General features: G+C 59.8%; 24 protein-coding genes. 12 read left to right on the plus strand and 12 right to left on the minus strand.

Annotation, left to right across the window (positions count from 1 at the left end):
* Positions 1-47: 47 nt before the first annotated feature.
* From BLT78_RS21050 to BLT78_RS21060, 3 genes are read right to left on the minus strand one after another with little or no spacing between them, the layout of a single operon-like run.
* Positions 48-3170, minus strand: coding sequence for an efflux RND transporter permease subunit (locus tag BLT78_RS21050; RefSeq protein WP_090351999.1), 3123 nt, complete (start codon positions 3168-3170; stop codon positions 48-50).
* Entirely contained in the window at positions 3167-4633 is a 1467-nt protein-coding gene (locus BLT78_RS21055) for an efflux RND transporter periplasmic adaptor subunit (protein WP_090352001.1), read from the minus strand. Before BLT78_RS21055 ends, BLT78_RS21050 begins: the two co-directional genes overlap by 4 nt.
* Positions 4630-5892, minus strand: coding sequence for a TolC family protein (locus tag BLT78_RS21060; RefSeq protein ID WP_090352003.1), 1263 nt, complete (start codon positions 5890-5892; stop codon positions 4630-4632). The genes BLT78_RS21055 and BLT78_RS21060 overlap by 4 nt, the downstream gene beginning before the upstream one ends.
* A gap of 905 nt (positions 5893-6797) precedes the next feature.
* On the opposite strand from BLT78_RS21060, the gene BLT78_RS21070 reads away from it, so the two are divergent.
* The 8 genes from BLT78_RS21070 to BLT78_RS21105 are packed head-to-tail and all read left to right on the plus strand — an operon-like array spanning position 6798 to position 14743.
* Positions 6798-7454, plus strand: a complete 657-nt coding sequence (locus BLT78_RS21070) for a methyltransferase family protein (RefSeq protein WP_090352005.1) — start codon at positions 6798-6800, stop codon at positions 7452-7454.
* A gap of 29 nt (positions 7455-7483) precedes the next feature.
* A complete protein-coding gene (locus BLT78_RS21075; protein WP_090352007.1) occupies positions 7484-9901 on the plus strand; it encodes a heavy metal translocating P-type ATPase in 2418 nt (805 codons plus the stop codon).
* 10 nt (positions 9902-9911) lie between these two features.
* Positions 9912-10130 carry a hypothetical protein gene (locus tag BLT78_RS21080; protein WP_090352009.1) on the plus strand — a complete coding sequence of 73 codons (219 nt, stop codon included), beginning with the start codon at positions 9912-9914 and terminating at the stop codon, positions 10128-10130.
* Entirely contained in the window at positions 10127-10636 is a 510-nt protein-coding gene (locus BLT78_RS21085; protein ID WP_090352011.1) for a hypothetical protein, read from the plus strand. The genes BLT78_RS21080 and BLT78_RS21085 overlap by 4 nt, the downstream gene beginning before the upstream one ends.
* 19 nt (positions 10637-10655) lie before the next feature.
* Positions 10656-11021: a DUF2933 domain-containing protein gene (locus tag BLT78_RS22000; protein ID WP_090352013.1), complete on the plus strand. Its 366-nt coding sequence runs from the start codon at positions 10656-10658 to the stop codon at positions 11019-11021.
* Positions 11018-12373, plus strand: a complete 1356-nt coding sequence (locus BLT78_RS21095; protein ID WP_090352015.1) for an MBL fold metallo-hydrolase RNA specificity domain-containing protein — start codon at positions 11018-11020, stop codon at positions 12371-12373. The genes BLT78_RS22000 and BLT78_RS21095 overlap by 4 nt, the downstream gene beginning before the upstream one ends.
* Before the next feature lie 14 nt (positions 12374-12387).
* Positions 12388-13524: a cyclopropane fatty acyl phospholipid synthase gene (cfa, locus tag BLT78_RS21100; protein ID WP_231975662.1), complete on the plus strand. Its 1137-nt coding sequence runs from the start codon at positions 12388-12390 to the stop codon at positions 13522-13524.
* 34 nt (positions 13525-13558) lie between these two features.
* Complete coding sequence (locus tag BLT78_RS21105; RefSeq protein WP_090352017.1) at positions 13559-14743, plus strand: methionine adenosyltransferase; 1185 nt, start codon at positions 13559-13561, stop codon at positions 14741-14743.
* A 441-nt stretch (positions 14744-15184) separates the two neighbouring features.
* On the opposite strand, the gene BLT78_RS21110 is transcribed toward BLT78_RS21105, so the two are convergent.
* The 4 genes from BLT78_RS21110 to BLT78_RS21125 form a co-directional block, all read right to left on the minus strand.
* A complete protein-coding gene (locus tag BLT78_RS21110) occupies positions 15185-16777 on the minus strand; it encodes an ABC1 kinase family protein (protein ID WP_197673128.1) in 1593 nt (530 codons plus the stop codon).
* A gap of 262 nt (positions 16778-17039) precedes the next feature.
* Entirely contained in the window at positions 17040-17546 is a 507-nt protein-coding gene (locus tag BLT78_RS21115; RefSeq protein ID WP_090352019.1) for a TPM domain-containing protein, read from the minus strand.
* Positions 17540-18385: a TPM domain-containing protein gene (locus tag BLT78_RS21780; RefSeq protein WP_090352021.1), complete on the minus strand. Its 846-nt coding sequence runs from the start codon at positions 18383-18385 to the stop codon at positions 17540-17542. Before BLT78_RS21780 ends, BLT78_RS21115 begins: the two co-directional genes overlap by 7 nt.
* Positions 18385-19017: a LemA family protein gene (locus BLT78_RS21125; protein WP_090352023.1), complete on the minus strand. Its 633-nt coding sequence runs from the start codon at positions 19015-19017 to the stop codon at positions 18385-18387. Before BLT78_RS21125 ends, BLT78_RS21780 begins: the two co-directional genes overlap by 1 nt.
* Before the next feature lie 517 nt (positions 19018-19534).
* On the opposite strand from BLT78_RS21125, the gene pap reads away from it, so the two are divergent.
* Positions 19535-21022, plus strand: coding sequence for a polyphosphate:AMP phosphotransferase (gene pap, locus BLT78_RS21130; protein ID WP_090352025.1), 1488 nt, complete (start codon positions 19535-19537; stop codon positions 21020-21022).
* 238 nt (positions 21023-21260) lie between these two features.
* On the opposite strand, the gene BLT78_RS21135 is transcribed toward pap, so the two are convergent.
* The 5 genes from BLT78_RS21135 to BLT78_RS21155 all read right to left on the minus strand — a co-directional run bounded on the left by BLT78_RS21135 (position 21261) and on the right by BLT78_RS21155 (position 24827).
* Positions 21261-22259 (minus strand): YVTN family beta-propeller repeat protein, encoded by a 999-nt coding sequence (locus BLT78_RS21135; protein ID WP_090352027.1) that lies wholly within the window; start codon positions 22257-22259, stop codon positions 21261-21263.
* A 338-nt stretch (positions 22260-22597) separates the two neighbouring features.
* Positions 22598-22768 carry a hypothetical protein gene (locus BLT78_RS21500; protein ID WP_157719562.1) on the minus strand — a complete coding sequence of 57 codons (171 nt, stop codon included), beginning with the start codon at positions 22766-22768 and terminating at the stop codon, positions 22598-22600.
* A 389-nt stretch (positions 22769-23157) separates the two neighbouring features.
* Positions 23158-23943 (minus strand): inositol monophosphatase family protein, encoded by a 786-nt coding sequence (locus tag BLT78_RS21145; RefSeq protein ID WP_090352031.1) that lies wholly within the window; start codon positions 23941-23943, stop codon positions 23158-23160.
* Between the two features lie 99 nt (positions 23944-24042).
* Positions 24043-24303, minus strand: a complete 261-nt coding sequence (locus tag BLT78_RS21150) for an AbrB/MazE/SpoVT family DNA-binding domain-containing protein (RefSeq protein ID WP_090352032.1) — start codon at positions 24301-24303, stop codon at positions 24043-24045.
* A gap of 74 nt (positions 24304-24377) precedes the next feature.
* Complete coding sequence (locus BLT78_RS21155; protein ID WP_090352034.1) at positions 24378-24827, minus strand: hypothetical protein; 450 nt, start codon at positions 24825-24827, stop codon at positions 24378-24380.
* Between the two features lie 86 nt (positions 24828-24913).
* Between BLT78_RS21155 and BLT78_RS21160 the strand changes: the two genes are divergently transcribed.
* The 3 genes from BLT78_RS21160 (at position 24914) to BLT78_RS21165 (ending at position 26066) form a co-directional block, all read left to right on the plus strand.
* Complete coding sequence (locus BLT78_RS21160; RefSeq protein WP_090352036.1) at positions 24914-25201, plus strand: helix-turn-helix domain-containing protein; 288 nt, start codon at positions 24914-24916, stop codon at positions 25199-25201.
* A 285-nt stretch (positions 25202-25486) separates the two neighbouring features.
* On the plus strand, positions 25487-25654 hold the full coding sequence (locus tag BLT78_RS21505) for a hypothetical protein (RefSeq protein ID WP_157719563.1): 168 nt from the start codon (positions 25487-25489) through the stop codon (positions 25652-25654).
* A 46-nt stretch (positions 25655-25700) separates the two neighbouring features.
* Entirely contained in the window at positions 25701-26066 is a 366-nt protein-coding gene (locus BLT78_RS21165) for a histone-like nucleoid-structuring protein, MvaT/MvaU family (protein ID WP_090352038.1), read from the plus strand.
* The last annotated feature ends 35 nt before the right edge of the window (positions 26067-26101 follow it).

A 26101-nucleotide genomic window follows, 5' to 3' on the forward strand; every position in this document is an offset into this window, starting at 1 on the left:
CCTTGAGCCGACTCCTAGTTCTGTCTGGTCTCAGCGCTCGTCGTCGATCACGGCGTTTTGCGCCGCATCAGCCAATACGCTGCCGGCAGGACCAGCATGGAGAGCAAGGGGGCGGTGATCATTCCTCCGACCATGGGCGCGGCGATCCGTTTCATCACCTCGGAGCCCGCGCCGCTGCCCCACAGGATAGGCACGAGGCCGGCAATGATCACCGCGACCGTCATGACCTTCGGTCTGACACGCAACACCGCGCCTTCGCGGATCGCCTCAAGCAAGGCGGGGTTGTCGGCGCGGCCGCTAGCGGTTCGCGCGTGCCAGGCGTTTCTGAGGTAGATCAGCATGATCACCCCGAACTCCGCGGATACCCCGGCCAGCGCGATGAAGCCGACCCCGGTGGCAATCGACAGATTGAAGCCGAACCAATAGAGCAGCCAGATGCCACCGGAGAGCGCAAACGGGAGGGTGACCATGATCAGCAAGGCTTCGCTGAGGCGGTTGAAGGTGAGGTAAAGCAACACGAAGATGATCAGTAATGTGGCCGGGACCACCCATGTCAGCCGTGCATTGGCGCGCTCCAGGTATTCGAACTGCCCGGAGTAGGACACCGTCATGCCGGCTCCCGGCTGCACCTTTTCGCCAACCTGCTGCTGCAGCTCGCGCACCGTCGACGCCAGGTCGCGCCCTCGGACGTCCACATACACCCAGCCGGAGAGGCGACCGTTCTCGCTACGCAGCATCGGCGGCCCTTCGCTCAGGCTGACGCTGGCCACCATGCCCAGGGTGATCTGCTGCCCCGCGGCGGTGAGTATCGGTAGTTGTCGCAGCGCCTCGGGACTGTCGCGCCATTCGCGCGGGTAGCGCAGGTTGATCGGAAAGCGTGCCAGACCCTCGACGGTTTCGCCGACATTGCTGCCGCCGATGGCCCCTGACACCACGGCCTGTACCTCGGCGATGCTCATTCCGTAGCGCGCCGCAGCGAGGCGATCAATCTGGATGTCGATGTAGCGCCCGCCGGTCAGCCTTTCCGCTAGGGCAGAGCTGACGCCCGGTATCTGCTTGGCTACGGCTTCTACCTCCTGAGCGACCCGCTCGATTTCGTCCAGGGAAGTCCCTGAAACTTTCACGCCAATCGGGCTCTTGATCCCGGTGGCGAGCATGTCGATACGGTTGCGGATCGGCGGCACCCAGATGTTCGAGAGGCCAGGGACTTTCACTGCACGATCCAGCTCCTCCACCAGTTTCTCCGGAGTCATGCCTGGACGCCATTGGTCGCGAGGCTTGAACTGGATCGTGGTTTCGAACATCTCCAAGGGGGCTGGGTCGGTGGCGCTTTCCGCGCGTCCAGCTTTACCGAAGACCCGTTTGACCTCGGGCACCTTGTGAATCATGCGGTTGGTTTGCTGCAGGAGCTGCGTCGCCTTGCTCGCCGGCAAACCGGGAAGCGCCGATGGCATATACAACAGGTCGCCTTCATCCATTTGTGGCAAGAACTCCCCTCCCAAGCGGCTCAACGGCCAGAGGCTGGACAGGAAGACCAACAAAGCCAAAGCTAGGGTGGCTTTCGGCCAGGCCAGTACCGCCTCCAGTACGGGTCGATAAGCCGCGATCAACCAGCGGTTCAACGGGTTCTGCTGCTCGCTGGGAATCCGCCCGCGAATCCAGTAGCCCATCAGTACCGGAACCAGAGTGACCGATAAGCCGGCGGCAGCCGCCATGGCATAGGTCTTGGTAAAGGCCAGGGGGCCAAACAAGCGGCCTTCCTGGGCTTCCAGGGTGAATACGGGGAGGAAAGACAAGGTGATGATCAGCAGGCTGAAGAACAGTGCCGGGCCGACTTCGGCGGCGGCTTCACCGATTACCCTCCAGTGCTGGTCGCCCTGCAGGGGCTCATTTGGGTACCGCTCCTTCCAGGCCTCGATGTGCTTGTGCGCGTTTTCGATCATCACCACGGCCGCATCGACCATGGCGCCAATCGCGATGGCGATTCCGCCCAAGGACATGATGTTTGCGTTGACACCTTGGTGGCGCATGATGATGAACGCCACGAGGATGCCTAGCGGCAAAGTGATGATCGCCACCAAGGACGAGCGCAGGTGCCAGAGGAAGATCAGGCACACCAGCGCGACCACCGCGAACTCCTCCAGCAGCTTGAAGCTGAGGTTGTCGATGGCGCGATCGATCAACTGGGAGCGGTCATAGGTCGTCACCACTTCGACATCGGCTGGCAAGCTCTCTTTAAGCGCTTCAAGTTTCTCTCGCACTGCACGGATGGTGTCGCGGGCGTTTTTGCCCGAGCGCAGAATGACCACGCCGCCGACCACTTCGCCTTCGCCATCCAGTTCGGCGATACCGCGGCGCATTTCCGGCCCCAGCTGGATGGTGGCAACCTGACCGAGCAGAACGGGCACCCCAGCGGGGGTGGCTCGCAGCGGCACATTACGGAAGTCCTCCAGGCTCTGCAGATAGCCCGAGGACCGCACCATGTATTCGCGCTCGGCCAGTTCGAGAACGGCACCGCCGGTTTCCTGGTTGGCGCTCTTCAGGGCTTCCTCAACTGCTTGCTGCGTAATGCCGTAGGCGACGAGCTTCTGCGGGTCGAGTACAACCTGGTATTGCTTGACCATTCCGCCAAGCGTGGCGACTTCCGCCACATTGGGCAAACTCTTGAGCTCGTACTTCAGGAACCAGTCCTGTAACGCACGGAGCTGTGAGAGATCATGCTGCCCACTGCGGTCGATCAGAGCATATTGATAGATCCAGCCCACCCCGGTGGCGTCGGGGCCCAGGGTTGTCGTGACACCTTCCGGTAACCGCTCCTGGGCCTGGTTGAGGTACTCCAGCACACGTGAGCGTGCCCAGTAGAGATCAGTGCCGTCTTCGAACAGCACGTAGACGAACGAGTCGCCAAAGAACGAATAGCCGCGCACTGTCTTGGCGCCGGGCACCGAGAGCATGGTGGTGGCTAGTGGGTAGGTCACCTGATTCTCGACGATCTGTGGTGCCTGGCCAGAGAAGCTGGTGCGGATGATCACCTGGGTGTCGGACAGATCCGGCAGCGCATCCAGCGGTGTGCTGCGCAGGGACCAGATGCCCCACGCGGTAATGAACAAGGTCGCCAACAGAACTAGAAAGCGGTTTCCGATCGACCAGTGGATCAGTCGCGCGATCATTGGCTATCCCCTTGCTTGCTGAGTCGTTCGATGATCAGCCCCGAATCGGTCAGTTGGGCGCCAATTCGCACGCGATCTCCAACCTTCAGTCCGGCTGCAACCTCGGGGTTTGCCAGGGGAAATGCCATGGTCATACCGGGCATGTTCAAGCTCTTGAACGGCCCGTGTTCCAAGGTGACCTCCTGTCCATCGAGCCCGCGGATCACCCCTTCCGACTCATGCAGCGGCGTGGGCGGCGGCATATCTTCAGCGGCTCGCGCCACCACCCCCTGCAGGCTTGCTTCGGAGTCGAGCAGGAACTGTCCGGAGACCACTATCTCTTGGCCTTCAGACAGCCCGGAGATTACCTCCACACGGCCCTCCGACTCGCGGCCGATTTGCACTTCAATGGGCTGGTAGCGGCCTTCGTGCTCGGCCAGCATGACCAGGGAGCGCTTGCCGGTACGGATGACCGCTTCACTGGGAACCAGCAGGGTGGGCTGCTCGATCCGGCTGCTCAGGCGTACCGCGGCGAACATGCCGGGGCGTAGCTTGCCATCAGGATTGGGCAGTTCGCTGCGCACCGTCAGCGTGCGGGTCTGCAGATCGGCGCTGGGCAGCAGGGCGATCACGCGCCCCTGCAGGGGCTGGCCAGGGAAGGCAGTCAAGTTGGCGCTTATTTCTGCCCCGACCTGAATGGTTGCCGCCTGGGCCTCTGGAATTGCGGCATCCAGCCAGACAGTGGAAAGCCCGTTGATGCGGGCTAGGTCCTGCCCGGCCGAAACGGCCATGCCGGCGCGAACTTCCAGCGACTGCAGCTCGCCCGCCATGGGGGTGGTTACGGTGTGCACGGCGTTTGGTTTGCGCGTGCGTTGCACGCGCTCGATCACCCCCAGCGGCATGCCCAGCAGACGCAGACGCTCCCGCGACGCCTCGATCAGGCGCGCATCGCCACTTTCAAGTACCGCGATGAACTCCAACTGGGCTGCTGACCACTCGGGTATCAGCAGATCTGCCAGAGGTGTTCCTGCGGGCAGGACATCACCGGGGGCATGCCCATACACGCGCTCGACGAATCCGCCCGAGCGGGCCTGCAGCGTGGCCACCTGCCGCTGGTTGTAGGCCAAGGAACCCACGGCTCCGATACCGGCTGGCAGCACCGCGCGGACCACCTTTGCGGTGCGCATGCCCAGGTTCTGCACAGCTTGCGCCGGCACGCTGAGCGTGGAGGAGTCCTGCTCCGCTCCAGCGTACTTCGGCACCAGTGGCATATCCATGTACGGCGACTTGCCTGGTTTGTCGAAGCGCTGCTCGGGCTTCATGGGGTCGTACCAGTAGAGAACCTGGCGATTGTCCTCAGTGGCATTGGTCGTGGGCGCATCGCCATGGCTGACACTGCGTTGCCCCAGCCAGAAACCGCCTGCAACGCCACCTGCCGCAATGGCTATGGCCAGAAGGGAATATCCGAGTACGGAGGTTTTCATTTCAGGGGCTCCACGTAGGCGTAATACAGGCTTGCGGAGAGCTGGCTCAGCTTGCGCTGTTGTTCGATCTGGCGAAGTTGCGCCTCGATCAGCTCGCGGCGTGCTGCGATGACCGTAGTCAGTTGGCTGTTCCCCGCTTTGTAGGCGGCGAGTTCCAGGTCGGCGCGTTTGCTCGCCAGTGGGATGAGGATGCGCTCTGTACGATCCAGCGCCCTGCGCAACTGCTCGAGTTCGGCCAAGCCGCTTTCCAGCTCCACCTGGTGTGTGCGGAGCAGCACTTCCTGTTCTGCCTCCATTTGGGCAACGCTGTGCTGTTTGGCATTGATCCGGGGGCCTTGGCGAGAGCCTACGAACATCGGCAAGTCGAAAGTGAACTGCAACATCGCCATGTCGCCGAACTGGTTGTCGCGGTTGTTGTAGGCGAGCTCGACGCTCCAGTCGGGCTGCTTTTCGGCGACAGCCTCGGCCAGTTCGGCATTGGCTTCGCCGACCCGCGCGGAAGCAGCGCGCAGCTCAGGGTGTTCGGCCAATCGATGCTGCAAGTCCGGAAGGTCCAGGCTCAGTGGGGGAAGTGTGCCCGCTAACGGCAGGCGAGCTGCATCGCCGATCCAGCGTCGCAGTTTGGCTCTGGCGACCGCTGCGTCGCGGCGCAGCTCATCGCGCCGATCCGCCAGCGTCAGGGCCTCCTGATCGGCCTGGAGCAGCTCGCCGGCCTGCGCCGAGCTGCCGGCGATCAGGGCCTGCACGGTCGACCGCAGGAGAGCGACCTGCTGATCCAACTGGTCGAGCAACGCCACGCTGCGCTCGGCGTAATGGACGTCGAGCCAGCTCTGGGCAGTTTGTCGCTTGGTTTCCAGCACCATAGCGCGTTGCTCAGCCTCGGCCCGGGTCAGCGTGGCGGTGGCCAGTTGTCGACGGGCCAGTCGCTTGTCCCCGTTGGGGACTTCCTGCATGAGGCCAATACGGCGCATGGTCATCGAGTCGCGGTTCAGGGTATAGCGATCCGGGCCTTCAATGGGCAGGTTATCGATGCCAAGGATCAACTTGGGATCTGGCAGAGCATCTGCCGGCAGCAGCGCTTGGTCAGCAGACGCAACCTGCGCCTGTTGGGAACGGTTTTCAGGGGCTGTGCGCTCGGCCAGAGTCAGAGCGCGCTCGAAGGTCAGGGTGGCTTCCGGCGCAGCGAGGGCGGAGTTTGCCCAAAGAACAACAGCCAGCACGCCAAGATAGCTGTTGCGAGTCAAAAGGAAAGCAGGCATGTGCGCCTCCAATGCGATTAATCGATGTCACTGAAGAAATGGCTGACAGCAACGGCTCCCAACATAGTTGGGGTGCCTCAGACCTAGGGCATCAGGCGACGCAGGGTGGGCGCCAGAGGGGCGTTGGTTCTCGCTGAATGGGTGGCTGGGCGAGCGGTGTGCCAGGGACGGGATGCTGAAGGGGGGCTGCCTTGATCTCGACAGCCTGGAGAAGCCCGCTGGTCTTGCATTCTTGTCCAGGCTTGCAGGGGGATTTGCTGAGCGAATCGACAGCATCCTCCATGTGCTCGCAGCAGGGCGCCTGCAAGGGGGAGGTGTGATCTTGGTGAGGCAATGAACTTTGCATCGGGCAGGGTTCGGTGGGCCGAGCCGAGGCCGTGCTGCCGAAATAAGGCAACACGAGGCTGAAAGTCAGCGCCAGAATCAATGAAAGCCGAAGCATCTAGGGTAACCCCACTCGAGTCTCTCAGAACGATAGCAGGGGAAATTTGTTGGCGGCAATTGCCTGTCGAGGCAGCTCAGCTTTTGCTTGATAGGAATTGACAGGGGTCAGTGTTTTTCGTGTGCCTTGCGCAATGTGTGGTTTTTCTCTTGACTGTAGTTGTCTGGGAGTTTGAGATTGTTATTTTGATCTTGCTGGCAAGGGGTTGTGCTTTTTGTCTTTGTCAACAAGATAGTGATTTCTGACAAAATTGTAATTTTGGGGTCAGTCCAATGTCAGCTTTTTAGGTCTAGCATCAAAGATAAGGGTTGCCACCGGCTTATTATCGAATGTCATAAAATGACATCCGTTACCCTCTTAGGGGTCTTAAGGGGGACGACGATAGTGATGGCATGTTGATTTTCTCGAAGGGTGGCAGGGCGCAGGTTTTGGACTTTACTGATAATTTCAAAGGAGAACCCTCATGACACACGACATGCCAGCCTATGGCCTGTGGGGATTGGTGATCATCAACTCATTGGTGTTTATCATCTTCGCGTTCAGCTTTTTCAAGCCAAAGTCAGCCCGTGATTGGCGAAGTTTTGGTGCTTTCAGCGCATTCTTGGTGGCGCTGTTCACCGAGATGTATGGCTTTCCGCTGACAATTTATCTGCTGTCGGGCTGGCTCGGCACCCGCTATCCCGGCATCGACTTTTTCTCGCACGATGCGGGGCATCTGCTTGAGGTCTTGTTCGGCTGGAAGGCCAACCCCCATCTGGGGCCGTTCCACATAGCCAGCAGCATCTTCCTTATTGCGGGTTTTTGGTTGTTGGCTTCTGCTTGGCGAGTTTTGTACGAGGCTCAAAGGGCCGGCAAGCTCGCAACCACCGGACCTTATGCGAAAATCCGTCATCCGCAATATATCGGTTTCGTGTTGATCATGTTCAGCTTTCTGTTGCAATGGCCGACATTGATAACAATTGCCATGTTTCCGATTCTCGTGTTCATGTATATGCGCCTGGCGAAATCGGAAGAGCGCGATGCGCTAGCTCAGTTTGGTGATGCTTATCGTCGATATATGAATGAGGTCCCCGCCTTCATTCCTCGTTTTGGTGGCCATAAAGTGCAAGTCAAATCGTAATTTCGACTTATTGAGATGAGTGATGAAATATGGAAAAGTATAACGGCATGCGCACGGAAGAGTCGGGGAAGTCGGGAGGGTCTATAAAGACGGTAACTGATCCCGTCTGTGGCATGGAGGTCAATCCCGAGCCAACAACGCTCAGTCAGGAGTACCAAGGGCGGCGTTTCTGGTTCTGCTCGAGTCGCTGCCAAGGGGCGTTCGCCAAGGCGCCAGAGCGCTATATGGGCAAGGTTGAGCATGAAGGTTGCAGTCACGAGCATACCCATGATGGTCCTCACGGAGGCAGCTCCTCGGTGGCAACCCCTCGCGCCAATGAACATGGTGTGGAGGGCAAAGCCAAGGATCCCATCTGCGGCATGTTGGTGAACAAGGCTACGGCCCTGAAGAGTGAGCGCGGCGGGCGCACTTACTATTTTTGCAGCGAGAGCTGTAAACAAACCTTCGAGTCCCCCGAGACTGAGCTCAAGCGGATGAAAACACGGGTGACCATTGCGCTCACCGGTGTGCTTGCTCTGGCCATCCTGCGCGCGGGCGCATTCATTGGTCTCGCTACCGGCGCCACCATCCTGACCTGGGTGCCGATTGACGCGCTGCCCTTCTTCACCTGGGGCGTATGGTTGTTCCTGCTGGTAACGCCGGTGCAATTCATCGGTGGCTGGGGCTTCTACAAGGGAGCGTGGAACGCCATTCGCACCCGCAGCATCAACATGGACTTCCTGATCGCGCTCGGCACCACGGTTGCATACTCCTATAGCGTCGCCGTGTTGTTCTTCCCGGATGTCCTGCCGATCAAGGTCGACGAGCGAGACGTCTACTTCGAGGTTTCGGCCGTGATCATCGCCTTCGTGCTGCTGGGCAAGTACATGGAGGAGATCATCAAGAAGAAATCCTCTGCTGCCGTGCGGCGGCTACTGGACCTGAAGCCGGCTACGGCCCACGTGCTACGCGACGGCAAAGAAGAGGAGATCCCGGCCGAAAGCATCATGGTCGGTGAGATCGTGGTAGTGAGGCCGGGCGAGAAGATCCCCACCGATGGTCAAGTCACCGACGGTGAAACGAGCATTGATGAGTCGATGCTGACCGGTGAGTCGATGCCGGTGGCAAAGAAGCCTGGCGCAGCGGTGATTGGCGGCACGCTCAACCGCTCGGGGCTGTTCCGCTTCAAGGCTACCAAGATCGGTAAGGAAACCGCTCTGGCGCAGATCATCAAGATGGTGGAAGACGCCCAGGCGAGTACGGCGCAGATCCAGCGGCTCGCGGACAAGGTCACCGGCTATTTCGTCCCGGTAGTGGTTGTGGTTGCACTGCTGGCTTTTTTCGGTTGGTGGGCCTTTGGCTTCTTCCCCCAGGGCCTGCTCGCCTTCATTGCCGTACTGATCATTTCCTGTCCGTGCGCTCTCGGCGTTGCAACGCCGGCGGCATTGATGGTCGGTGTCGGCAAAGGGGCGGACATGGGCATCTTGATCCGAGGCGGCGAGGTGTTGGAGCGGGCAGAAAAACTCTCGACCGTGGTCTTCGACAAGACCGGTACGATCACCCGTGGCGAGCCGACCGTGACCGATATAGTGCCACTTAAAGACATCGATGAAGCGGGTGTTTTGGCACTCGCCGCCGCCGTGGAGGTTGGCTCCGAGCATCCCCTTGGCGAAGCCATCGTGCGCGCAGCTCAGCATCGCGGCCTGGAACTCGAGGCCGCACATGGCATCAAGGGCATCGCAGGTCACGGCATCAAAGGCGAGCTGCATGGCAGCTTGGTGTGGCTCGGCAATCGGCGTCTATTCCAGCAGCAGGGCATCGCGATCAGCCATGCAGAGCAAGCCATGACTGAGTTGGAAGCCCAAGGCAAAACCGCAATGCTGGTTGGCCGTGAGCGCGACCTGCTGGGCATCATCGCGGTTGCCGATACACTGAAGCCAGAAGCCGCCGAAGCCATTAGTGAACTCAAATCGCGTGGTATTCAGGTGGTTCTTTTGACTGGTGACAATCAACGTACGGCCAAGGCGATTGCTCAACAGGTTGGAATCGATCGTGTCATCGCCGAAGTATTGCCCGAAGACAAGGTCTCAGTGATCCAGAAGTTGCAGCAGGAAGGTCAGGTCGTAGCGATGGTTGGCGATGGCGTAAACGATGCGCCAGCGCTCGCCACTGCCGATATTGGTATCGCCATCGGCTCCGGCTCCGATGTGGCCAAGGAAACCGGGGGCATCATCTTGATCAAGAATGATGTCCGAGATGTGGTCACGGCAATCCTGCTTTCCCGTGCGACCATGCTCAAGATCAAGCAGAATCTTTTCTGGGCGTTCATTTACAACACTATTGGCATCCCTGTTGCGGCCTTCGGGCTGCTCAATCCGATCATCGCCGCTGCTGCCATGGCGCTCAGCTCGCTGTCGGTGATCGTCAACTCCGCACTGCTCAAACGCGCCCGTATAGGCGCAAGGTAGGGGTGAGATCATGAAACGCAACATTCTGACCATTTGCACTGTGGTCAGTGCCATTGGTATCGCGACAGTACTTTACCTGTACGGGGTGAGCGTCAAGTCGCTGCTTGTTTCCCTGATCTTCTTGCTATGCCCGGTCTTGGTCCTGATCCAGACCGCACGTGGTGTCCGACAGTTCGATAAGGATATTGGCGAAGCTGGCCGTAAACTGCAGAGGAAGGATTTGCCATGATGACGCATGTGGTTTTGAATCATAGGGTGTCAGCTTCATGGATGCGTGTGCACTTCTTCTGGCTTGCAATGCTGGTAATGCTTTCCGGTTACTCGAACGCGTATGCCGAGGTTCCTGGGCAACCGGTGCGTAAGGACGGACTGACGATCTACTATGGCGTATTGCCGGCTGAAATGGTTGCCCAGCAAGAGCATAAGTCCGGCAAGCACATGCAGCCCACTAATGCAGCGGGGGGCGATACTCATCACTTGGTGGTGGCCATTTTTGAAGAGCAGACGGGCAAACGCCTTTCGGAAGCATCAGTGCGAGCGAGAGTTGAGCCTCTCGGAGGCGCATCTCAGGAAAAGCTTCTGGAACCCATGAAAATTGCCGACACCGTGACCTTCGGTAATTTCTTCCGCATGGAGGGGGATATGCCTTATGTCATTCATTTGCGCATCCGTCGCAATGAGGGAGGGCCATCCGATGTGGAAGTAGCCTTGCCCTATCGTCACCCATCCCGCTAATCGCCAGGGAGCGCATACCATGCCCAGACACGACAGTCGATTTAGCAACGCAGGCCGTGCCAATTGGTTCTTTCTTGGATTTCTTGCCATCGCCGGCTATTTCCTGTTCACCGAGCATCGGGCCCACGCCATACCCTACCTCCCATTTTTGTTGTTGTTGGCCTGTCCCTTGATGCACCTGTTCATGCATGGCGGTCATGGTCATGGAGGGCATGAAGGACATGAGGGTGGACGGCGCGAAGGGCATGGTGCGCACGGTGGTTGTGGCGGCCATCGGCACACCAGTACAAGCGATAAGCAACAGCAGGCGCACAAGCACGGGCAAGAAGAAAAATCAGGTGGCGAAACTTCGCAGCAAGATCAATCTCAGGAGCGAAGGTCGTGAAACTACAGTTTCTTGGCGCCACCGGCACGGTGACCGGCTCTCGGTATCTTGTCACGGAGGGGGATACACGAGTGCTGGTCGACTGCGGTCTCTTCCAGGGAGTGAAAGCTCTGCGTCAGCGTAACTGGAAGCCCTTTCCAATCGCTCCGGCCGAGATCGACGCTGTCGTGTTGACGCACGCTCATCTTGATCACAGCGGCTACCTGCCTCGACTCATTCAAGAAGGATTCAGCGGGCCGGTTTATTGCACGCCAGCGACACGCGCCCTGGCAGAAATCTTGTTGCCGGACAGCGGCAAGCTGCAGGAGGAGGACGCTCTGCGTGCCAATCGTTACGGCTACAGCAAACATAATCCGGCCGAGCCGTTATATACGGCTCAGCAGGCAGAGCGGGCGCTGAAGGCGTTCGATGCACGTGATTTCCATGATGCCTTCGAGATTGGAGGATTGCGCGTGCATTTCACTCCAGCCGGGCACATTCTCGGTGCCGCATGCGTGCATATTGACAATGGCACTCGCACATTGTCCTTTAGTGGCGATCTGGGCCGGCCGAATGATCCGGTGATGAAGCCCCCGTTGCCGGTCAGGCATGCGGACTACCTTGTTCTCGAGTCCACCTATGGTGACCGACGCCATACGGTCGTCGACGTAGCCGAGCAGCTAGCGAAGATCGTCAACACAACGGTCAGCAGAGGCGGGACGGTCATGTTGCCGGCTTTCGCCGTCGGGCGCGCGCAGACTCTCATGCATCTGCTGACGCAGTTGCGAGCAGTAGGGCGTATTCCGGATGTGCCGTTTTACCTGGATAGCCCCATGGCTATCAATGTGTCACGTGTGTTCTGTCACTTCCGGGCCCAGCATCAGCTAAGCGACGCAGAGTGTCATGCCATGTGCGAAGGCGTGACCTATGTCCATACCAGGCAGGATTCGGAGGCGCTCAGTGCAGACTCATATCCGAAGGTGATTATTGCCGGCGCCGGCATGCTTACCGGTGGGCGAATTCTGCACCACCTCAAGGCCTTGGGTGGCAACCATCGCAACACCTTGCTGATAGCAGGCTATCAGGCTGAGGGTACGCGCGGCCATGCATTGATGAATGGTATGCGCACACTAAAGATCTATGGCGAATATGTGCCTATCAACTGCCAGGTTGAAGAGATCTCCAGTCTCTCCGGGCATGCCGATTTTAGCGAAATTGGTGATTGGCTAAGCCATTTTGAGCAACCACCGCGGCAGGTTTTTCTAACTCATGGCGAGGCATTGGCTGCTGACAGCCAGCGCCGTTACCTGGAAGAGCGCCTGGGGTGGAACGTCATGGTTCCGGAAATGCTCGACGAGTTCGTTCTGGATTGATCAGGAGCGCGCGGATGGGCATGACTCGAATTTACGAGAAACACAAGGTCAGAGGCCTGCAAGCTGTGCTCGATGCCGCCGGAGTCCACCTCGACGGCAGTCGACCGTGGGACTTACGGGTACACGATTCGAGGCTGTTCGGACGCCTGCGCCGACAGGGCAGCCTCGGTCTCGGCGAAGCCTACATGGACGAATGGTGGGACTGCGAGCAACTGGACGAGTGCGTCGCGCGTCTGTTGCGCGCGGGTGCCGATCACCGGCTCACCGGCAGTTTACTCGAGCGCTGGTACGAATGGCGGGCGCAACTGCTGAACCTCCAGTCGCGTTGCCGTGCCTGGATCGTTGGTGAGCGACACTACGACCTCGGCTATGAGCTGTTCGCACGCATGCTGGATCGCCGCATGACCTACACCTGTGGCTACTGGCAGGGCGCGGCTAGCTTGGAGGAGGCGCAGGAAAGGAAACTGGAACTGGTGTGCCGGAAACTCGGCCTAAAGGCGGGGGACCGCGTGCTTGACATCGGCTGCGGCTGGGGCAGTTTCGCCGAGTATGCCGCTTCCCGCTACGGCGCTCAGGTAGTCGGTATCACCATTTCCCGGGATCAGGCGCGTTACGCTGCCGAACGCTGTCGCGAACTCCCGGTGGAAATTCGCCTCCAGGATTACCGCGACGTGGACGGCTGCTTCGATCACCTCGTATCGCTGGGGATGTTCGAACATGTCGGCGTAAAGAATTACCGCATTTACATGGCGACCGCGCACCGTCTGCTGCGCGACGACGGTTTGTTCCTGCTGCATACCATCGGCAGCAACACCTCGGTGCATACGACCGATCCCTGGATCGGCCAATACATCTTCCCGAACGGCATGCTGCCTTCGATTGCGCAAATTGGCCTGGCCATCGAAACACGTTTCGTGATGGAGGACTGGCACAACTTCGGTGCCGATTACGACAAAACGCTGATGGCTTGGTACTCCAACTTCGAATGCCGCTGGCCAGAGTTGGCTGGGCACTACGACCAGCGCTTTTTCCGCATGTGGCGTTACTACCTGTTGACTTGCGCCGGTTCGTTTCGGGCGCGCAAGAACCAATTGTGGCAAATCGTGTTGAGCAAGCACGGCTGCGCGGGCGGCTACGGCCGCCTGCGTTAGGGCATCCACCAATCGAGGTGACGCGGGAGGGTACATGGGCGACGTGACCCGGTTCGTCATTACCACCAGCAAACACTTGCACCGGTTGAGCGAAGCCGAGATGTGCGAGCACAAGGGTATCGGTCATCCGGATAGCCTGTGCGATGGTGTCGCGGAGGCCGTGTCGCTGGCGCTCAACCGCGCGTACCTGAAAGCCTTCGGACGCATCCAGCATTACAACGTCGACAAGGCCTTGTTGATCGGTGGCGAGAGCCTGCCGCGCTTTGGCGGTGGACAGGTGCTGACGCCGATGCGCCTGATCCTGTGCGGTCGAGCCAGTCCCCTGCCGGACGCTGGGCTGGCCGAATTGGTGAGAGGCGTAGCATACCGCTATCTATCCAAAAACCTGCGCTGCGATCCGGCATTGTTCGAAATCGAATGTGCGGTACGTACCGGCAGCCCCAATCTGCAGCAGGCATTCGCGCGCGGGATGTCCCACGCCCTGGCCAACGACACCTCCTTCGGAATCGGCTTCGCACCATACTCGCCCCTCGAGATCCAGGTGCTGCAACTGGGGACGCTATTGCACTCGGTCGAGTTTCAAGCGCGATTTCCGGCCGCGGGCGACGACTACAAGGTCATGGGCGCGCGGGTTGGCGACAGGATGACGTTCACCGTCGCGTTGGCGCTCATCGATCGGGAGATTCGCCATGCGACAGACTATTTTGCAATCAAACACGCGATTGCCGAGCATCTACGCGCGACTCTGGTGAGCCCCTGTGATCTCGCCATCAATACGCTCGACGATCCGAACGCGAGCGGTGTGGAGGGGATCTACCTGACCGTGTCCGGATTGAGCGCTGAGCAGGGCGACGACGGCCAGGTCGGGCGCGGCAACCGCATGAACGGCCTGATCACGCCCTGCCGCAGCATGTCACTTGAAGCCGTAGCAGGGAAGAACCCGGTTTCCCATGTCGGCAAGCTGTACAACGCGCTCGCATGGGAAATAGCACGTGCCATCGTCGCCGAGGTCGAGAGCGTGGATGAAGCCACAGTGCAATTATTGTCGCGCATCGGCCAGCCAGTCGATCAGCCGGCGTTGGTGGCTATCGAGCTGGGGTGTAGGGGCAGGCTGAACGAACGCATGCGCCAGGAGATACGCAGTCTCGTGGATGTGCACCTGTCAGGCATTGAGCGCATCTCCGAGCGCCTGATACGTGGCGAGATACCGGCATTTTGAGCCCCTTCGTGGCAGCTCTATTAACTCACGTCTGGACTGAGCCAGGCAGCGGCGAGCACCGCTCCTGGCCTCCGAGCGTCGGGTTTAGTGCTTACAGGGCTTCCTGCATGGCTTGCAGAAATTCGCAATCGGTGACCTGGCTCAGTCCAGTTCCAGCAGGCTCGACATCCGCTTGAGGGGTCGTGTCCCGGGAAGTGGTGTAACGGAGGTCTAGCCGAAGCGCCTATGTGCCCGGCCGGATGAGCGTGGACTGGGGGGCCGGATGGCGTGGAATCCGCGGTGTTGCTCGCAACCCATCATTCCCCGGACAATTTTTCAAGCTATTCACGCAGGGCTATCTCGTCGAGTCCTCCGGTGTATTGCAGCGTGCCGTTGATCACGATGCCCAGACGCTCACCATGGAGGCCCCTTCTGGCTATTGGTATTTCACGCATTGTTTCATCATAGACTTCCTGAACGGGAAATGCCCCGCGCCAGGCGCACGGTGAACCATAACGCCAGCGCATAGCCGGCAGCCGCGAGCATCGGTATGTCCCCGAGCCGCGGCCCGATGGAGTTCAGCATCAGCAGCGAGGCGGCGATATAGAGGCCCAGCGTCACGAGTGCCAAGGCCATACGGTTACTTGCGCGGTCGATATGGCCCTCCAGACGCTCCATTCCATGATGCTGCAAGCGAATTTCAAGGCTATTGGCGCGCAGGCGATGGATCAGGGCGCCGAGCTCGGCCGGCAGTTCTTGCGCCCCAGAGGCCATTTCGAAACGCAATCGCTGCCACCCAGTTTCGGCGCCGACGCCGGTGTTGGCTTCGAGCACCGCTTCGGCCTTGGCGAGTAGGCCTGCCAGCAGCTTGAACTCCGGGTCGAGGCTGCGCACGACATTTTCCATCAGCGCCATCGCCCGCATCAGCACCAACAAGTTGTGCGGAAGGCGCATATGGCGTCCCTCCCCAAGACGCGCGACGCGCAAGAACACTTCGGCGAGCGACCAGTCCTTGAGCGGCAACCCGGCATATTCTTCGATGATTTCCTGCAATCCGTGGCGGAACTCGTCGCGTTTCAGCTCCCCCTCCAGCAACCCCAACTCCACGGCAGCGTCGAGCAGCCATCCGCCGTCCTGATGCACGAACGCCAGCAGGAATGCCGCGAGATGGCGCCGCATGTGCGGACTCAGTACCCCGACGATGCCGAAGTCGTGGAAACAGAGTCGACCGTCCGCCCTGACAAACAAGTTGCCCGGATGCGGATCGCCATGAAACACGCCCATGGCGAATATCTGCTGGAGATAGGCCTCCACGAACACCTGCGCCAAGCGCGGGCCGTCCTCCCCGATCGAAGGATCATCCACGCGCCGCCCGCTGCTCATCTCCTGCACCAGGACCGACTCGCAGTAGAGATCGTCGATCAGCGCCGGCACGTAAACGGTGTCCGAGTCCTGGAAGGCTTCGACGAAATGCTTGATCTGGTGTGCCTCCTTGCGAAAGTCCGTTTCCTTGCGCAGGTTGGCCCATATCTCGTCGATGATCGTGAGTGGCTCATAGCGTCGCAGCCACGGCGAAAGCATGAGCAGCATGCGCATCACGCCCCGCAGCAAGCGCATGTCTCGATCAATCTCGGCCTTGATGTCGGGTCGCCGGATCTTCACGACCACCCGGCGACCGTCACACATCCGCGCTTTGTGCACTTGCGCAATCGAGGCTGCCGCCAAGGGTTGCGGCTCGAACTCGGCAAACAGCTCGGCGATGGGCCGGCCCAGGGCGCTCTCCGCTTCGCGAACCGCGACATCGTTGGCAAACGGCGCGACCCGATCCTGCAGGCATTGCAGCTCCTGGATGTACTCCTCAGGCAGCAGATCGCGGTGCAAGCTCAATCCTTGACCGAGCTTGACGAACGCAGTGCCCAACTGCTCGAGCGTACCGCGCAAATGCTGTGCGGGCGTGATTGCCGGGTGCCGCAAGTGAAGGTGCACCAGCAGCCACCAGAACAGGTAACCGCCGATGGTGGAGGTGATCTGGAACAGTCTTCTGAGACCAGACACGATGTCTCCTTGAGCACGCCCGCCGTGACCGAGCACGATCTGCTGTATCAACCCGTACAGGGTACAGTCGCCGTATTGAAATGCGAGCGATGCAAGGCCAGTGGGCGAAGGCCTCACGCACCGCTCGAGTTGCTCTGGTCAAGGCGCGCATCTGCAGAGGCATTGACGAAACGAACGCTGCTCCAGTCGTGTTTGGCTGGAAGAAGTTCGACCTGGAAGTTGCATGGTTCATAAGTGAATTAACGGAACTGACTTTTGGCGGTCACAGCAAAACCGGTTGATCGGGCAGCTCATTGCGCCCTCCGGCGGTTGCCGGGAAATGCTGTGCCATGAGCCTGGTTACGGCACGAATCCCTTCCAGTGCTCCCTCCTCAAAGCGCCCCTGCCTGAAGGCTTGCTCCATGGCTAAACAGATCTCCTCCCATGCACTGGCCCCGACTTGGGCATGAATGCCACGGTCGGCCACGATCTCGACGTCGCGATCGGCCAACAGCAGGTAAATCAGCACGCCGTTGTTGTGCTCGGTATCCCACGCCCGTAGCAGTGAGAAAACCTCGAGCGCTCGCTCACGCGGCGATTGTCCGCGCCATAGTTCGACTGCTTGCAATGCCCCTTCCACAGCAAAGCGGATCTGCCCGGCATGGGTGCACTCGCTCGCCGCAATCTCCGCCTGAATCGCGTTCAGCGTCTTTGGGGGGAAGGCACGCTTGAGCTGCCGGGGTGACATTGTCAGGTGGCGAACCACGCGCCTGTAGTTGTTCTTCACCATCGTCCCGATGCGCCTCCCCCGCCGAATCCGCCTCCACCACCACCGAAGCCGCCACGGCGGCGTCCACCGGGCCGGCCGCCGCTGTACCAGCCACCATGCCTGCCGCCTCCACCGAGAAGAATAAATACGAACGCCATCAGTCCTGCGCCAAGTGCAACCGGGGTGGCGTCGATCAGTAACCAGGTCAGCAGCGCCACTCCGGCGCCAGTTACCGACGCTGCTGGTAAACGCCCCAGCAGTTTTCGCAGCACCCCGCCCACCACAAAGACCAGCATCACAATCAAGGGAATCGATTTCGAGAGCTCATCCTGAGCCCCATTCGCTCCACGTTTGGGGGGCGGTAGTGGTTCGCCATCTATAATGGCGATCATCTGGTCTACGCCAGCCTCGATGCCGTCATAGAAGTCGCCTTGGCGGAAGCGTGGCACGATGGTCTCGCTGATAATGCGCTTGGCTGTGGCATCGTTGAGAACGCCCTCCAGGCCATAGCCCACTTCAATGCGCAGGGTCCGTTCATTTTTCGCAACGATCAGCAGTGCACCATCGTCGATCTTCTGGCGCCCCAGCCGCCACTGCTCGACTACCCGCAGGGAATACTGTTCTATCGATTCCTCTCCGGTGCTAGGGACAATTAGCACGGCCAGCTGGCTGCCTTTTGCTACCTCGAAGCGTTGCAGCTTGCCTTCCAGGCGGGCTACCTGCTCGGCCGAGAGTGACGCTGTCAGATCAGTGACCCGGGCCGTCAAGGGCGACATCGCTACTGGTTGGGCCTCGGCCGCCAGGCACCAACCGAGGAGCAGTGCCAGCAGCCCGGCTCTCGCTGCAATGAGCGTACTCATCAGTTGCTCGGCTGCGGCGCGCCGCTTTGCGGTTTATCCGGAGAGTTCCCGAAATTCACCTGTGGGGGTGTGGCAATGGCCCGTTCGTTCTCAACGCTGAAGTTAGGCTTGATCTTGTAGCCGAACACCATCGCAGTCAGGTTGGAGGGGAAGCTGCGTACCGTGACGTTGTACTCCTGCACCGCCTGGATATAGCGGTTGCGTGCCACGGTGATGCGGTTTTCAGTGCCTTCCAGTTGAGCCTGCAAGTCGCGAAAGGCGGCATCCGCCTTCAGCTGCGGGTAGTTCTCAGACACCACTAGTAGCCTCGACAGAGCGCCAGACAACTGGGCCTGGGCCTCTTGGAAGCGGGCGAAGGCCTGCGGATCATTGACCAGCTCCGGCGTAGCCTGGATGCCGCCGACCCGGGAGCGGGCGGCCGTTACCTGCTCCAGCACCTCCTTCTCGTGGGCAGCATAGCCCTTGACCGTGTTGACTAGGTTGGGCACCAGGTCGGTACGGCGCTGGTACTGGTTCAACACCTCGGACCAACTTGACTTGGTTTGTTCGTCTGTCGACTGCAAGGTGTTGTAGCCGCAGCCGGAGATGCTAAGGACCAACGTAATGAGCAGCAGGCTCAATAGTTTTCGCATTATCGTGATCTCCCAGCAAGCTGAAATTATTCTTCATATATAGCAGGCTTGTTTGATGGTAGGCAACAAGGCTGGACTTTTTTGATTCTGACGGAGAGATTACGGTGGCGTAAGCTTTTGTTGGCTTGTGTTTCTTTGGCGGTTTTTCAATATTGTTTTCGGTGTTTGTGGTGATTCCGCTTCTGGTGGGTTGGCTTTCATTGGCTTGATGTTGTATTTATATGTATTTGGATCGTTTGCGCGGGATTTTTTGTGAATTTTATTTGGTTTTCCAGGCGGCCTGCGCTGTATTGAGTTTGGTTGTTCATCGGGGTTGTCTTTAGTGGTTGGTGTGCATGTTTTTAAGTGATGTATTGGATGAATCTGTAAGTCTCATGGGCTGGTGAGGTGGTCCCTCCCGCGGGGCCTTTCTCGATGAGTTAAGCCGGACAACCTGCTGCGGGATCTGGGGCCGAAATCACCGGCAAACGGCCGTCGATCAGTTACGCTGAAATCATCGTTGATCCAGGGGAAATCCATGTTCGAGTCCGCTGAAGTCGGTCACGCCATAGACAAGGCCACGTTCGATGCTCAGGTGCCGGCGCTACGCGAAGCGCTTCTGGAGGCCCAGTTCGAGCTTGGGCAGCAGGCGCGCTTTCCGGTGCTGATACTGATTGCCGGCATTGAGGGAGCGGGCAAGGAGGAGACGGTCAGGCTGCTCAGCGAATGGATGGATCCGCGCTTCATCGAAGTCAGCACCTTCGATCAGCCGACCGATGAGGAACTGACCCGTCCGCAGGCCTGGCGCTACTGGCGACAGCTGCCACCTAAGGGCAAGGTTGGAATCTACTTCGGCAATTGGTACGACCAGATGCTGCAGGCACGAGTGCACAAGAAAATCGACGAGGCCCAGCTCGACCAGTTCATCGCCGGCGCCGAGCGGCTGGAGCGGATGCTCAGCGAAGAGGGCACATTGATCTTCAAATTCTGGTTTCATCTGTCAAAGAGGTCAATGAAGGAGCGGCTCGAGACGTTGAAGGACGATCCTTTGCACAGCTGGCAGCTGGGTCCGCTAGACTGGCAGCAGTCGAAGACTTACGACAAATTTGTTCTTCACGGCGAGCGAGTACTGCGTCGCAGCAGCCGCGAATACGCACCTTGGTATGTGATTGAGGGGGAGGACGAGCGCTATCGCAGCATCACGGTCGCTCGTATCCTTCTTGAGGGATTGCAATGCGCGCTGGAGCACAAAACACCGACGGTGCACGCTCATCATGCCGCGCCATTGGTATCGAGCTTGGACAACCGTGCCCTGCTGGACGCCTTGGACCTGAGCCGGACGTTGACCAAGCAGGAATATCAAGAGCAGCTTGTCGTCGAGCAGGCCCGCCTGTCCAAATTGATACGTGACAAGCGCATGCGCAAGCACGCGCTGATCACGCTGTTCGAGGGCAATGACGCAGCTGGCAAGGGCGGGGCTATCCGCCGTGTAGCCGCAGCCTTGGATCCGCGCCTGTACCGTATCGTGCCGATCGGTTCACCGACCGAAGAGGAGTTGTCCCAACCCTATCTCTGGCGCTTTTGGCGGCATATCCCGCGGCGTGGAAAATTCACCATCTTTGATCGCTCTTGGTATGGGCGTGTCTTGGTGGAGCGCGTCGAAGAGCTCTGCAGCCCGGCTGACTGGTTGCGTGCCTACGGTGAGATCAACGATTTCGAGGAGGAGTTGACCAACGCGGGGGTGGTGGTGGCCAAGTTCTGGCTGGCTATTGACCAGGAAACTCAGTTGCGACGTTTCAGGGAGCGGGAGGCTACTCCATTCAAACGCTTCAAGATCACTGCAGAGGACTGGCGTAATCGAGAGAAGTGGGACGCTTACTGCGATGCTGTGGGCGACATGGTCGACCGCACCAGCACTCAAATCTCGCCCTGGACGCTGGTCGAGGCCAACGACAAGCGTTTCGCTCGGATTAAGATCCTGCGCACCATTAACGATGCGTTGGAGTCAGCGTTCGGCCGCCTGTGAGGCTGGTGACGCCCACGGTTGGGGCTGGTTGTGCAGAGACCTCAGCAGGCTGTGAAGCGTTCTTAATCTGTTCTGATTCTGTCGGTACGGAGTGTCATGTGCACCAGTCATGTCCCATCACTCGATTGGGCTCATGTCGAGTAACCATGTGCTGTGTTCACCACCGAGCCTCCCGCGCGGGCACAACCATGCACAACGGAGGTGCGCCGTCGAGAGGCGGTGTGGCTTCAACTGACAGTCAGCGCGCGACAATGCCATTGGGGCCGGCTGAGGTCGGGAACCTGGCAAGTTCCGCATGGCTTTTGAGGTCGACGACCGAAACGCTGTCTTCGAAGGCATTGCTGACATATGCCCGCGAGCCGTCGCTAGCGATGGAGACGCCGTGGGCTCCGTTGCCGACCTTGGTGGTGGCGATGAGACGGCCGCTGGCGGCATCCAGGATGGACAGGGTATGCCCCGGTGCTTGCCGGCTACCTTGATTGGCAACCACCAGCTGCGTACCGTCGGGCGTCACGGAGAGCTGGATGGGGCCGGGGCCGACGGGATAAGTGGCAATGAGACGGCGGCCCTGTAGGTCTACCACGGCCACTGCGTTCTCCCCGCTGAGGGAGATGAACAGCCGTTGGCCATCAGGAGCAAAGGCTACTTGCACTGGCTTGCTGCCGACCGCGATGCGGGCGGTCTGGGTGCTGCTGGCTACGTCGATCAGGCTGATATCGTTACTGTCCCGGTTGGCCACGGCTAGGGTGCGTCCATCCGGGGACAGACGCAGGCCATGCGGGTAGCTGCCGACCTTGATCCTATCCAGAATGCGTTCGGCGTCGAGGTCGACGACGACCACCGCATGACTGGCTGCGTCTGTTACGAAGGCGAGTTTGCCGCTGCGATCCGGGACCACATGCGCCGGATGGCCTCCGACCTGAATGATCCTCGCCGACTGTATCGACTTGTCGGCGTCGAACACCAATAGTCGCCCGCTTTGAGCATCATGGTCCCCATGCCCAGCCTTGGCATTGCCGCCAGGCATGCCAACAATCAGCAGGGTCTTGCGGTCGGGTGTCATATCCACGTTATGCGGCAGAATATTGAGCGCCAACGTGCGGGTGGTTCGCGCTTCATCGTCGATGATCGTTAGACTGCCGGCGCCTTCGTTGGCCGCGTAGATGGTTGCGGCACTGCTCGCAGCACTGGCGAGCATGGAAAGCGCCATGCCGACGGCAGCTAGGACTGGTTTCATGGGAGTACTCCTGGCACGTGGGGCTGATGGTTCGATATACCCCTCCAGCCTAGATCGGCACAGCTTACTCTAGGCTTAGGCGGCCATTACAATTCGGTCAGGAGCCCAAGGGGAATGGCTTCATTCAGCATGGGGGCCTCGTGTAGGGGCTGCTAGGTGGACGCCCGCGAAGAGCGGCGTGTCTACGTGGTGAACGCGTTGCCGCCGCCGGGGTGCGCGCCGATTCATGGGGGCTGGTTTTGCTGGCATAAACAGCTCCGGACGGGCTGGAGGCCTTGCGTGGCGCGGCGTCCGATAAGTAACGGAGTAGCTCCGCGGCTGGACCGCTCGCCTGAGCATCAACGAAAGCGGGCCCGCATGGCCTCTATGGATAGCAGCTTGGAAGCGTGGACGGTGGCTATACGATCACACGCAACACGCTCGATGCGGAGATCCTCCAGCTCGTCGAGGAGTGCCTGGTAGGCCTTGGCGCTAAGGGTGACGGCTTCTTGCTTGGACTGGTCAGACATGGCAGCACTTCCTGTAATCTCCAGCGAGGCGACCTGCAGGCTCCATCGTTTTGCCATGGCCAAGAGCTGCCTTTATGAAGTGGCGTTGGTTGGCTGAAACACCGCCGCCCAACCGTAGGGCCTCTTCCGTGAGTTTCGCGATCCTGGCGTGCTTGTCAGAGACTTTCTTGTGCTTCATGCCTGCCTCATGCGGGGGTTGTGTCACGAGATGTTAAGTGTCACTGAGTGATTACAGCCCCTCAAGCTGAATGTAGCTGCGCTGCCTGCCCATTTCCTGATGCCGGCGGCGGAAACTTGGTGGCCACGCCGTCCTCCGTTTCGGGCAGATGCCGGCTGAAGTACACACACGACCGCTTTCCCATTGTGGGGAGCACGGGGCGCTCAGGGCGTCAGGGGATCGAAAGCCGCTGCCGCCAAGGGCGTGCAGCCAAGCGTTGACTGGCAGCCAGATTGCCACCGAAACAGCTGCGGCACAGAGGTTTGTTCAGATCGTCGTAACGAAGCGGATGGCCGTCTTGGTCAAGCAAGTCGCCGCCGGCAGCCTTGAGTAGGGCATGGCCGGCGACCACGTCGTGTGGTGATACGGGGTAGAGCGATACCCCCGCTATGCCGTCGCCGGCGGCCACGCGCGCGAGGCGGTAGGCGATGCTGGACATTGCGCTGAAGCCCGCCGGTGAACAGAGCTCGGCATTCAGCTCCGGTTTCTGGTTGGCGGCGGTGCTTACGAAGACCACCGTACCGACGTCGAGCTGCCGTGCGGCCAAGTCGGGCGAAATTAGAATGCCGTTACGCAAAAGGCCGGTCATGCCAGACTCCCAGCTGATGCAGTCTGGCCCGCGCGGAGAAGTCGGCGCATAGACGACGCCCAGTACCGGCTCGGAGTCCCTTAGCAATCCCACGGAAATGGCAGAGCCCGTCCGGCCTGCCAAAAAATCGGAAGTGCCATCGTTGGGATCCACCACCCAGCAATAGCGTGCCCCCGTCAGTGCGCTCCCGGTCTCCTCTCCCCAGAAGTCACCCGCCTGCAGTCGGAGCAGCCCCTCGCGCAGCAGGATCTCGACTTCGAGGTCAATATCGGCCTTGTCCTCTTCCCCCCGCGGGCCTCCCGGGCGAGCGGCTTCGGCGGCGATGAGCGTTCCTGCGCGCAGAATCAGTGGAATCACTTCGTTCAGCATGGGCTGGCCTTGAGCTTACGTCTTCCAGCTGGCTCAGCGGCGCTCCCTTGGCGTCTCGCCGAGGCAACTACTAAGAAATACTGAGCAGTTGAGGTCAGCTCATTCATCCTTGGCTGACTCCGGTGACGCCGACTCCGCCTGTTCCTCGGCGAGTTCTCGCTCCCACTGGGCGACCAGGGCGTCGACGCGATCCGGAATCTTGGGCGTCTTCGACAGGACGAGGCGCGGACCATCGCCGACCCAAGCCTCGACCAAGTACAGCGAGTCTCCAACTTGGAGATCGAGCCGCTGCAGAACTTCGTCGGGGAGGCGCAGGGCTGGCTCCCCGTCCCAGTCTTCGATCGGTAGGTTGATCGGCATGGCCGAATTCCTTCTGTAATAGAGGTTTCCGCAGGGGGAGGCGACGGCGGAGCGCTGTTCGCGGTTCCCACCGCTCAGGCCGTCCGTATGTCCTCGGCAGCTGAGAAAATAGCGCGCTCAGTTCGCAGCCGAGACAGATCAGAGCATGTCCCTTCTATGTAGCAATTGCCACCCTCGATCACGTGGACGTAATTTGAGTACCCATCTCTATCGTCAATATCCACACGAAGCTCCTGTAGACGCTCCATTTTCCAGCCATCACTGCCATTCATGTAGCCGGGGCTGACTAGCATCACTTCTTCAACCCACATGCGATCGTGCTGCTCGCTGAGCAGCCGCTCAAGCTCTGGCGGGGATGGGATCAGCAACGTCCTGGTGAAGCTCTCGTCACCGGCTACATACCCGATGGTGGTGTAGAACCAGGGGCACCTGAGAGATAGCTCCACGTAGCGCCAATGGAGTGAGTTCTCGTCCCCAAACAGCCTTCCCAGAGGCATTTCTGCCTGGCGGTATGTCACAAACATGGCCTTCGCCCCACAAAATGAACACTATAGATTGTAGCTCTATAGTGTTCAATGGGGCCTTATCGTTCCTTTTGCGAGAGCAGCAAATGGAACTGAAACAGGCATTTGGTACCGCCCTGAAGCGGCAGAGGCTGAGTAAAGGACTCCCACAAGAGGCTTTCTCGAACGTCAGCAGCCGAACCTACCTAAGCACGCTTGAGCGGGGGCTCAAGAGCCCTACGGTCGAGAAGGTGCATGAGATTGCATCTGCCATGGGGGTTCATCCGCTGACGATCTTGGCCGACTGCTACCTGCTACAGGACGAAACGCTCACCATCGACGATCTGTTTTCCCGCATTCGCATGGAGCTTGTTCAAAGAGAGCGGTCTGCCTGACACAGCGCCATCCAGATGCACCTATAGGGTGCGAGCAGCAGGCCAAGTGGGGCGTGATCGAGCTGAACGCAGCTGCATGCGTCAGAGGGGAAAGTCGCTGGTCAATGACTGTCATTTGGATGGGCGAATCAATTCAATTTCGCAAGGGAAGGCGACGGCGGAGCGCTGCCTGCGGTTCCCACGACTCAGGTTGTTAGGCTAGCAAGGAGGTCGGGCGGCGAAAACTTACGATAATGTATTTTAGAACGCGCGCTGATCCGCGAGCTGCAGCGCGAGGAGATCGCCTTGGCCAAGCAATGTGACGCCTGCCGTGGCCGGAAGAATGCTCTGAGCGACGCCAGGTTCGCCGAGCTGCGTTATCGCACCGAGGCGGACGAGCCGAAGGCCGCCCTGGCTCCTGAGTTCGGCATCAGCCGGACCAGCCTCTCTGATCGCCTGCGAACCGGCGAGTAGCAGGCCGTATCCAATTTGATTCTGTTACGAACCCAAAGGAGTGAACATGTCCAAACTAGCCGAATTTCGTCGTGCCCAGCGTGAGCTGCAGAAGCAGATGGCCTTGCTTGAACAGCTGCAGGCCGACGCCAGCCTCCGGCGCGAAATGGAGTTCGAAGACAAGCTTAAGGCGCTGATGGCGGACTACGGCATGGATCTGGCGAAGGTGGTAGTCATCCTCAATCCGCCGCCCGTCGAGCTGGAGCCGCTTGCCCCGGCTTCCGTGAAGCAGCGCCGCCCCCGCCAGGTGAAGGTGTACGTGCAGCCAGCTACCGGCAAGCGTATCGAGACCAAGGGTGCGAACCATACCCAGCTCAAGGCATGGAGGGCTGAGTTTGGTGCTGAAGTGGTGGAGGGCTGGCGACTGGCCTGAGCCAACGCGGCCAAGCTTCGGGCAGCCTCACCCCG

Source organism: Pseudomonas oryzae, from assembly GCF_900104805.1.
Lineage (GTDB): Bacteria > Pseudomonadota > Gammaproteobacteria > Pseudomonadales > Pseudomonadaceae > Geopseudomonas > Geopseudomonas oryzae.